Annotated in this window: 5 protein-coding genes; 4 read left to right on the top strand and 1 reads right to left on the bottom strand. The window is 71.6% G+C overall.

The window, feature by feature from the left end:
- Positions 1 to 32 precede the first annotated feature (32 nt).
- The 4 genes from AB0398_RS32710 (at position 33) to AB0398_RS32695 (ending at position 5,360) form a co-directional block, all read left to right on the top strand.
- Positions 33 to 1,376: a nucleobase:cation symporter-2 family protein gene (locus tag AB0398_RS32710; RefSeq protein WP_366379302.1), complete on the top strand. Its 1,344-nt coding sequence runs from the start codon at positions 33 to 35 to the stop codon at positions 1,374 to 1,376.
- Positions 1,373 to 2,701, top strand: a complete 1,329-nt coding sequence (locus AB0398_RS32705; RefSeq protein WP_366379301.1) for an amidohydrolase family protein — start codon at positions 1,373 to 1,375, stop codon at positions 2,699 to 2,701. Before AB0398_RS32710 ends, AB0398_RS32705 begins: the two co-directional genes overlap by 4 nt.
- Positions 2,702 to 2,968: 267 nt before the next feature.
- Positions 2,969 to 3,955, top strand: a complete 987-nt coding sequence (locus tag AB0398_RS32700) for a 2-oxoglutarate and iron-dependent oxygenase domain-containing protein (protein WP_366379300.1) — start codon at positions 2,969 to 2,971, stop codon at positions 3,953 to 3,955.
- 19 nt (positions 3,956 to 3,974) lie between these two features.
- The gene (locus AB0398_RS32695; protein WP_366379304.1) at positions 3,975 to 5,360 is read left to right on the top strand and encodes a nucleobase:cation symporter-2 family protein; all 1,386 of its coding nucleotides are present in this window, start codon (positions 3,975 to 3,977) and stop codon (positions 5,358 to 5,360) included.
- Between the two features lie 253 nt (positions 5,361 to 5,613).
- Here AB0398_RS32695 and AB0398_RS32690 read toward each other — a convergent pair whose 3' ends face one another.
- Positions 5,614 to 6,924 (bottom strand): amidohydrolase family protein, encoded by a 1,311-nt coding sequence (locus AB0398_RS32690; RefSeq protein ID WP_366379299.1) that lies wholly within the window; start codon positions 6,922 to 6,924, stop codon positions 5,614 to 5,616.
- Positions 6,925 to 6,927: the final 3 nt, after the last annotated feature.

Below are 6,927 nucleotides of genomic sequence, written 5' to 3'. Positions count from 1 at the left end.
AGCCGTCTTCCGCCGAGCTGCGAGGAGGAACGATGGCTGTTGTCGAGCATGCCGTCGCGCCCGCACACCCAGGACCCCACCCCGTCGACGTACGGCCGCCGTGGCGGCGGCTCGTGCCGCTGAGCCTGCAGCATCTGCTGGTCGCTTACGCGGGCATGGCCACGATGCCGCTGCTGGTGGGAACCGCGCTTCATCTGCCAGAGGACCGGATACGGCTGCTCATCAGCGCGAACCTGTTGGTCAGCGGGATCGCCACCGTGTTGCAGTCGCTGGGTCTGAAGTGGTTCGGGGCGCGGTTGCCGATCGTGATGGGCTCCACATTCACCGCGATCACCCCCGCCATCCTCATCGGGCAGCAGCACGGGCTCGCCGCCGTGTTCGGGGCGACCGTCGTGTCCGGCCTGGTGACTCTGGCCGTCGCTCCCTGGTTCGGGCGCTGCCTGCATCTGTTTCCGCCGCTGGTCACCGGGACGGTCATCGCTGTCATCGGATTCTCGCTGGTGCCTTCGGCGGCCGGTCTTGTCGCCGGGGAGGGGGCCGACGGCAGCGGTGGCCGCGGGCTCGCGCTCGCCGCCGGGACGGTGCTGCTCGTGGTCATTGTGGAGCGCGTCGCGCCGCCCGCGCTCGCCCGGTTCTCGGTGCTTCTTGCCATGGCCGTGGGCACCGTGGCCGCGTTCCCGCTGGGACTGTTCGACGGATCGGGGGTTGCGGACGCGCGCGTCGTCACGGCGCCGGATCCAGTCGCCTTCGGGGCACCCACGTTCGTGGTGCCCGCCATCGCGGCGATGCTCGTCGTGCAGCTCGTGAACATGGTGGAGTCCGTCGGCGATACCCTCGCGGTCGGCCAGATCGTCGGCCGTGGCGACGACGCGCGCACCGTCGTGCGGGCGCTGCGCGCGGACGGGGCCGCCACTGTGCTGTCGGGGACGCTCGCCTCCTTCCCTGTCGTGACGTTCGGGCAGTCGGTGGGTCTGGTGAGCGTGACGCGTGTGAAGAGCCGTCACGTGGTGGCGTTGTCGGGAGCGTTGATGGTGGTACTCGCGTTCGTGCCCGTGCTCGGGGCCGTCGTTGCCGCCGTGCCGGGGCCGGTCCTCGGCGGGGTCTCGATCGTCATGTTCGGGACCGTGGGCGCCGTCGGGCTGCGCATCCTGGCGCGCGCCGGTCTGACCGATCCGCGGAATCTGCTGACCGTCGCCCTCGCCTTCGCGCTCGGCATGATCCCCCTCGGCGCACCGGACTTCTACGCGCCGCTCCCCTCGTACCTGCGCACCGTCCTGGACAGCGGCATCGCCGTCACCGGGATCGTGGCGTTCCTGCTCAACCTGCTGTTCCACCACACGGGCGCGGCCCGTCGCCGGAAGGAGTCCGACCGATGACGCTCGGGACGATCACGGATGTCACCGTCCACAGCGGAGGCCGCTGGCTGCCCGGGATGGACGTGCACATCGCCGGCGGGAGGGTCACGGCGATTTCGGCGCACGGTGAAGTCCCGTGCAGCGGTGAGGTCCTGGCCGGACGCGGCGGACACCTGACGCCCGGCCTGGTCAACACCCACACCCACCTCTTCCAGGCGGGACTGCGCGGCATCGGCGAGGGTCTCGGGTTGCTCGCGTGGCTGAGTGCCGTCGGCGAGGAGGCGGCGCGGCTCACGCCCGAGCGGGCCTACGCGGCCGCGGCCGCCGCGGCGGTTGAAGCGCTGCGCAGTGGCACCACCACGCTCGTCGAGCACATGTGGCCGCACCCGTCGCCCGAGGTGCACGACGCGGTACTTCGGGCCCTCAAGGACAGCGGTGTACGGGCCGTGCTGTGCCGGGGCGTCGCCGACCGGGCCGACCCGAGCCGCAAGTGGGGCTTCGATCCGCGGCTGATGCAGCCATTGAAGGAAGCCCTCGCGCACACCGACGAGCTGATCGCGCGGGCGCGCGGCACCCGGGTGGACATCGGCGTGGCCGTGCCCAATCCGCGGTGCCTGACCCCGAAGGGCATGGGCACCGTGCGCGCGTACGCCGAGGAGCGCGGGCTGCCCGTCTCGCTGCACCTGCTGGAGACCACCACGGACGACACGATGTGCCATGGCCGTACAGGAGCCGGCGCCGTCGAGTATCTGGAGCGGGCCGGGTTCCTGTGGGAGCGACTGCTCGCCGTGCACTGCGTGGAACTCGACGCAGAGGGGCGGGCCACCCTCGCCCGCCACGGCGTCGGTGTCTCGTACAACCCGCTGAGCAATATGCGGCTCGGCAGCGGGATCGCACCGGTGCCCGAGATGCTGGAGGCCGGCCTGAGTGTCGGTCTCGGGGTCGACGGGGCCGCCAGCAACGACACGCAGGACATCCTGGAGGCGCTGCGCATCGGCGCGTATCTGCAGCGGGCCGCGCACCGCAAGGCGGACCTGTTCGGATTCCCCGAGATGTTCGCAATGGCGGCGGGCGGCGCGAACCGGGTGCTCGGGATCGAGGAGAACCCTGACGGCGCGGTGCGGGTGGGAATGCGGGCGGACCTCGTCCTGCACCGCTTCGACCGCGACTACGGCTGCCTTCCGGTCCGCGATCCGGGGGCGACGCTGCTGACGTGCGCGGGCAGCAGAACGGTGGCGGCCGTGCTGGTCGAGGGCGAGGTGCTGGTACGCGACGGGGAACACGTCCGGCTGCCGTCGCGGGAGCTGGCGGCAGGCCTCGCCCGGTGGGGCTCCTGCGGCGACTGACCGGCAGAGCACCGAGACCTCGACCGGGGTCTCCTTGAGCTTTACGGCCGCGTAACAGCACGATCCCCACCGGTAACACACACCGTGCAGGCTGAGCACATCGCGTGCGGGCCCCGGCGACCGGGGCCCGTGCCAGCCCACGGCGCCGGGCCCACGAAGGGGTCCGCCGCGACCGTGCACACGGGCGTCTGAATGCCCGTGCTGGGGATCGCAGGGGCGGTGACTGCATCCCGTACGCAACTCCCTGTCACAGGAGCGACAGCCGCGATGACGAACACCACGTACATACTGGACGAGTTGGCCAAGGAGACGCGCATGGGCGGGGCCGGGACGGAGACGTCCGCCCGGGAGATCCGCCGCATCGACCTCACCGACTTCGAGCACCGCAAAGCGGAGATCACCGAGGAACTGTGGGCCGCCGCCACGGACATCGGCTTCTTCCAGCTGGTCAACCACGGCATCGAAGCCGCCGTCGTGGACGGCGTGTTCGCCGACGCCGAGGCCTTCTTCGCCCTGCCGGAGGAGGCCAAGGCGCGGCACGCCCTGAAGAAGGGGCTCAACTCCGGCTGGGAGTCGATGACCCAGGTGCGGCCCTCGATCGGGACGCCCGACCAGAAGGAGTCGTACCAGGTGACCCGCCCACACATGGAGGGGCTGTGGCCGGACGACGCGCTGCCAGGGTTCCAGGAGCGCGTGCTGGCGTTCGAGGCGCGCTGCCGGGACCTGGCGATGCGGGTGCTGTCCTGCTTCGCGGACCGGCTGGGGATGCCCGAGGGGTTCTTCGCGCGCGCCCACGACCCGGCGAGTCCGCAGTACCAGTCGACCCTGCGGATGCTGCACTACTTCGCCGTACCCGACGACGCCGTGATCCCCGCGAACGTGTGGCGGGCGGGGGCGCACACCGACTTCGACTGCCTGACGCTGCTGTTCCAGCGGGACGGGCAGGGCGGCCTGCAGGTGTGTCCGGGCAAGGAGGCCGAGGCGCAGGAGTGGACGCCGGTCGAGCCGGCGGACTCCGTGATCACCTGCAACATCGGGGACATGCTGATGCGGTGGAGTGACGACCGGCTCCCGTCGAACTTCCACCGGGTCAGGTCGCCGGGGCCCGACGACGACCGGTCGGCCCGCCACAGCATCGCGTTCTTCGCGCAGGCCGATCGCGACGTGGTGATCGAGGGCCCGGAGGGCCGCTACCAGCCGATCACCGCGGCCGACTACATCCAGCAGCGAATCGCTGCGAACTTCGCCCGATAGGCAGGCGGTCGACGTGACGATGCCTGCGAAGGGCGGACAGCGGGCCGGTTTCGGGCGGCTCGCGGTGCTGGGGCTCCAGCACGTGCTCGTGATGTACACGGGATGTGTGACGGTGCCGCTGGTATTCGGCGCCGCAGCCGGACTCGATGCCGCGACGATCGCCCTTCTGATCAACGCCGATCTGCTCGTCGCGGGCGTCGTCACGATGATCCAGGGTGCCGGCGTCGGCCGCTTCCTCGGTGTACGGATGCCGGTGATGGCAGGGGCCGCGTTCACCGCGGTGACGCCGATGGTTCTGATCGCCGGAGAGTACGGCCTCCAGGCGGTGTACGGGTCGATGCTCGCGGCTGGAGTGTTCGGGCTGCTGATCGCCTATCCGTTCGCGAAGGCGGTCCGCTTCTTCCCGCCGCTGGTGAGCGGTGTGGTGATCACGGTGGTGGGGCTTGCGCTGATCGGCGTGGGCGTGAACCTGGTCATCGGGAACGATCCGAAGGCCGCCGATCACGCGGCACCTTCGCGGCTCGCGCTCGCCGCATTCGTGGTCCTCGTGATCCTGCTGGTGGCGCGGTTCGGACGCGGGATCCTCGCTCAAACCGGTGTACTGCTGGGCCTGCTGGCAGGGACAGCGGTCGCCGTTCCGCTCGGCCTGGTCGACTTCTCGGCAGCGCGGACGGCGGACTGGATCGGGGTCAGCGCCCCGTTCCACTTCGGTGCCCCGGAATTCCCTGCGGTCGCCGTGCTGTCGATGTGCGTGGTGATTCTGGTCCTGTTCGCCGAGTCGACAGCCGACCTGATCGCGGTCGCGGAACTGACCGGGAAGCGGCTGACCACTGCCGACATGGCGCGTGGACTCGCCGCAGACGGGCTCTCCGGGGTACTGGGAGGCGTCATGAACGCCTTCCTCGACACGGTGTTCGCGCAGAACGTGGGGCTGGTGACGATGACGAAGGTGCGCAGCCGGCACGTCGCGACGGTCGCGGGCGGCATCCTCGTGCTCCTCGGCCTGGTTCCCAAGCTCGGGGCGCTGGTCGCCGGGTTGCCGCAGCCAGTGGTCGGCGCGGCGGGGCTCGTGATGTTCGCGACGGTCGCCGCAGTCGGTGTCGGCACGCTCCGCAAGGTCGACTTCGACGGCACGCACAACCTGCTGATCGTCGCGGTGTCGCTCGGCGTCGGCATGGCCCCCGAGGTGGCACCCGACCTGTACTCACGCTTTCCCGAAGGCGTCGGCATCGTCCTGGGTTCGCCGGTAACGAGTGCGACGCTGCTGGCGTTCTGTCTCAACCTGTCCTTCAACGGCGGGAATCCACGATGTGACGCCGGGCTCGTGCGGGCGCCGGTGGTGGAAGGAAGGCGCGAGGCGCCCGCGGGGCGGACGGGAATGCGACGACAGCCTCTGGGCCCTTAGAGGCGGTCCGGTTGGCGACCGGGTGCCGCACCCGGCCAGGTGCCGCACCCGGCGCAACACGGCCCTCTCTTGCGACGAACGAAGTCGCGGACTCGGGGAAGCGTCTCACGACGCCACCGCACGCGACAGGATGGAGAAGGTGTGCGGGCCCCGCCGATGGCCCCTCAACTCGCCCTTGGGGCATGGGTTGTGGACGCATTCGGACCCGTCGCATCGAGTGACGGACCCGAGCGTCAGGCCCGGGACGTCGCGTTCATTCCGGGGTGACCGGCGTGAGGTCCGGAAGGCCCGCGGCGGCCAGCACGCCGACGCGGTCGACGGCGAGACGACCGTCCTTGACGACGGCGTGGATGTGGGAGGGGCCGGCGAGACCGTCGAGGTCGGTGAGCGGGTCGACCCCGCAGACGACGAGGTCCGCGGCCATCCCCGCGGCGAGCGTGCCGGTGAGGTCGTCCACCCCGCACACGCGGGCCGCGTCGGCGGTCGCCGCGCGGATGGCCTGGAGGGGCGTCATGCCGCCGAAGCGGACCATGAGGCCGAGTTCCCTCAGGTTCTGGCCGTGCGGTGCGGTCAGTCCGGCGTCGGTGCCCATCGCGACGGGGACGCCAGCCTGCACCGAGCGGGCGAACGCCTCCTGGGCGACGCGGTGCCAGTGCACGGCCTTGGCGTGGATGTGCGGGCCGACCCGGGCGGGATCGGGCTCCGCCATGGTCTCCAGCAGGGTGGGGACGAGGAACTGGCCGCGTTCGGCCATCTCCGCCCGCAGTTCGTCGGTCAGGGCGTAGCCGTGCTCGACGCTGTGGACGCCGGCCCGGACCGCCGCGGCGATGCCCGGCTCCCCGATCGCGTGCACGGCGACCCGCAGGCCCCCGTAGGCCTCGGCCTCCTCGACGGCTGCGCGGACGAGTTCGGGACGCAGGCCCAGCCATTCGGGGCGGTCGTGCGGGGAGGTGACCCCACCGCTGGTGGCGAGTTTGACGCAGTCGGCGCCGGCGGCCACCAGGGCCCGGACACGGGTGCGGATGTCGTCGACGGTGTCGACGATGCCGGAGGGGCTGCCGGGGAAGGCGACGGCGGCCGCGAGTCCGTCGACGCCGCCGGGGAGGCGGAAGTCGGCGTGGCCGGCGGTCTGGCTCAGCATGGCGACGGCGACCAGGAGCCGGGGCCCGGGGACACGCCGTTCGGCCACCGCGCGGCGGAAGCCCGCGTCGAGGCCCATGAGGTCGCGTGCCGTGGTGACGCCGTTGTGCAGGGTCGTCCGGAGCCGTTCGAGCACCTTGAGGGTGCGGTACGTGACGGGCTCGGCGGCGCCGAGGGCGGGGTCGCCCGCCGGGCCGGGCAGGGCGAAGTGCACGTGGGTGTCGATGAAGCCGGGGCACACCGTCCGGCCCCCCAGGTCGATCCGTGCCGCGGACCGCAGGTCCGGGTCGTCCGGCAACAGTGCCGCGGGCCCGCACCAGCGGATCCGGGTGCCCTCCACGACGAGGACCGCGTCCGGGACCGGCGCGGCTCCCGTGCCGTCGATCAGCCGGGCGTGATCCAGCACGACGGGACGCAGGGTCATGGG

It is taken from the genome of Streptomyces sp. NPDC086147, from assembly GCF_040702165.1.
In the GTDB taxonomy this organism is placed as follows: Bacteria; Actinomycetota; Actinomycetes; order Streptomycetales; family Streptomycetaceae; genus Streptomyces.
The sequence above is the reverse complement of the archived record's forward strand: the minus strand, read 5'-3'. Positions and strand labels throughout refer to the sequence as shown.